This window comes from Planktosalinus sp. (assembly GCF_059864935.1).
The window spans coordinates 1-3,297 of the sequence record NZ_JCBCCK010000096.1; the positions used below are offsets into that span (position 1 = coordinate 1).

General features: G+C 40.4%; 2 protein-coding genes and 1 pseudogene. All 3 read left to right on the forward strand.

What is annotated here, in order from left to right; genetic code table 11:
- On the forward strand, positions 1–1,684 hold a 1,684-nt coding region (locus AC6F75_RS04185; RefSeq protein ID WP_500713692.1), incomplete at its 5' end, for an aldehyde dehydrogenase family protein.
- 585 nt (positions 1,685–2,269) lie between these two features.
- Positions 2,270–3,031 (forward strand): enoyl-CoA hydratase-related protein, encoded by a 762-nt coding sequence (locus AC6F75_RS04190; protein WP_500713693.1) that lies wholly within the window; start codon positions 2,270–2,272, stop codon positions 3,029–3,031.
- Between the two features lie 87 nt (positions 3,032–3,118).
- Positions 3,119–3,297: pseudogene (locus tag AC6F75_RS04195) on the forward strand (gamma carbonic anhydrase family protein); the annotation flags it as partial.

Sequence of the window (3,297 nt, forward strand, 5' to 3'; positions counted from 1 at the left end):
TCCTGAATTTGATTTATTCATCAAAGAAGTACGTAACGAGATGACCGTGAAATGCGGACAAAAATGTACCGCCATCCGTCGCATTCTCGTACCTGAAAAATATATGGAAGATGTTCAAATCACCCTTGGTAAAGCACTAGATAAAGTAACAGTGGGCGACCCGCGATTAAAAGAAGTGCGCATGGGTGCTTTGGTAAGTCACGCGCAACGCGAATCTGTAAAAAGTCAGGTGCAAAAAATTGCTGAAACCGCTCTAATTGTCTATGGTAGCTTTGACGATTTTGAAGCCATGGGTGCCGATTCAAAAAAAGGATCTTTCATTCGCCCTATTTTATTACGCGAAGACAATCCGTTACAAAACGAAGCTGCTCACGTTACCGAAGCTTTTGGCCCGGTGAGTACGTTGATGCCATACAACACAATTGAAGAGGCAATCAAAATTTCCAAAATGGGTAAAGGCTCTCTTGTGAGTTCCATTTTTACCAATGATAACGCTATTGCCAAAGAATTCACCATAGGAGCCGCTTCCCATCACGGAAGAATATTATCCATCAATCGCGAAAGCGCCAAGCAAAGCACCGGTCACGGTTCGCCATTGCCGTTGCTCGTACACGGAGGTCCCGGACGTGCCGGAGGAGGTGAAGAAATGGGTGGTATGCGGGGTATCAAACATTATATGCAACGCACTGCCATTCAGGGTTCGCCTACAACCTTAACGGAAATCACCGGTATTTACCAACCCAAGTCTGCTTACATAGAAGCTGAAAAGCATCCATTTACCTATCACTGGGAAGACATCCAACCCGGAATGTCGCTCAAAACCCATAAACGCACATTAACTGATGGTGACATCGTTAATTTTGCCAACCTCACCTGGGATCATTTTTATGCCCATACAGACATCACCTCTCTTGACGGAAGTATTTTTGAACAACGTACCGCCCACGGTTATTTTATCATTTCCGCGGCAGCGGGCTTGTTTGTGTATCCCAATAAAGGGCCGGTAGCGGCAAATTACGGGCTAGAGGATATTCGGTTTTTACGCCCATTGTATCACAACGACACCATTTATGTGCGCCTTACGTGTAAACAAAAAGTAGATCGCGACAGCAATGCAAAAGAACATCCTTCAGGCATTGTAAAATGGTATGTTGAGGTGTTTGATATTGAGGATGAAATGGTTGCCTTTGCCACCATTTTGACAATGGTTCAGAAAAAGCAAACGACTTTCGTCGAAATGACTTCAGAAAACATTCCGTTTTACCTGAGCAAATTATCAGAATCAACACAACCCAAATGGGGAAAGATGACACCGCAACATATGGTGGAACATCTAGAGTTCAGTTACCGTATTGCTTCCGGCGAAATGCAAAATTTTGACATCGCAACACCCGAAGAATACATCGAAAAAGTGCAAGCCACCCTGTGGGATTTCAACCCAATGCCACAGGGATACAAAATGCCGTTGATGAATGACAATGAATTGGAAGCCCTCAATCACCCCGATTTGGAAACCGCAAAACAAAAAATGCTGGAAGCCCGTGAGGAGTACCTGGAATATTTCAAAGAAAACCCTGATGCCTTACAAAAAAATGCCGTGTTTGGGTATTTGAATCGTTATGAATGGTATTTGTTGGAGAGGAAACATTTGAATCATCATTTTGAGCAATTTGGTTTATTATAATTGGTTGAAAAGGCAACTTTTGAAAAAATGAAATAACATTATCCACATTTTAAAGGTCAATAGCCTTAAAACTATAATTGTTTGTTATATACTATAGTGTATGAATTTAATTTTTAAATATTTAATTTCATTTTTCTTAATTAGTTTATTTAGTACACTTATTTTTATATGGTATATCAATCAAATGAAATATCCTGGAGGTGCAGTAGGAATGGCTCCGCTAGTAATTATGTTTGGTTCTGCCCTGTCAACCATTATATCTATTATTTGTATTATATCAATGAATTTAATACTTAAAGTCAAACTGTCTATTAACCAAGCAAATTTGATTTTTACTTTTTTTTATATTTTAATAGCAATTCTATATTTTGGAGTAAACCCTTTTTTGATATATGAAGATCAAATTTCTCAAAATTTAAATATATGGTATATTTTAAGCGAATTAATTTCTTTATTTATAATGTTTATATTTTTAAGTTTAGTGAGAATAAAGATTAGACAGAAATCGAATGTTTAACGATTATCAATTATATTTAACCATCACAGATTTGTGATATAAAGACGAGATTCCCGCCTTCGCGGGAAATGAATATGGAACAACAACCCTACGTAAAACAACAAATCAACAACCATATCGCCACGATAGAATTTTTCCATCCGGCGCATAATAGCTTGCCGGGTGATTTGCTGGCTCAACTGGCTGAAACCATTACCAAAGCAGGTGATAACGATGCTATAAAAGTCATCATCCTGCAAAGCGGGGGTGACCGAACCTTTTGTGCCGGTGCCAGTTTCACCGAACTCATTTCCATCAACGACGAAAAAACCGGCGAAATCTTTTTCAGTGGCTTTGCCAATGTCATCAACGCGATGCGAAAGTGTCCTAAATTTATTATCGGCCGTATACAAGGGAAAACAGTGGGTGGAGGTGTAGGTCTTGCTTCGGCAGTAGATTATTGTATGGCAACCAAATATGCCGCAATAAAACTCAGCGAACTCAATGTGGGTATCGGTCCGTTTGTGGTGGGTCCTGCGGTGGAGCGTAAATTAGGCTTAAGTGGAATGTCACAAATTGCAATCGATGCTAACAGCTTTTATGAGGCAGAATGGGCAAAAGCTAAAGGGCTTTATATGGAAGTTTTTGAAGACATTTCGGCACTAGATGAAGCAGTTCAGTCATTCGCCGAAAATCTTTGCACTTACAATCCCGAAGCAATGACAGAAATGAAAAAAGTCATCTGGACCGGCACTGAAAACTGGGATGAACTCTTGAAAGAACGCGCTAAGATTAGTGGACGATTGGTGTTGAGTGCGTTTACTAAGAAGAAGCTTGAAGGGTATAAATAAAAAAGCCCACACCGACCCTCCCAAAGGGAGGGAGCAGGAGTGGAATAATTAAAAAAAGTGTCCCCCTTTGGGGGATTTAGGGGGCTTATGATTTACAGCTTTAAAGGACATATTCCGGTTATCCACGAAAGCAGTTTCGTACATCCGTTGGCGGCTGTCACCGGAAACGTGATTATTGGAAAAAACTGTTATATCGGTCCGGGAGCTGCAATTCGTGGAGATTGGGGCGAGATTATTTTGGAAGATGGCGTTAATGTGCAGGAAAA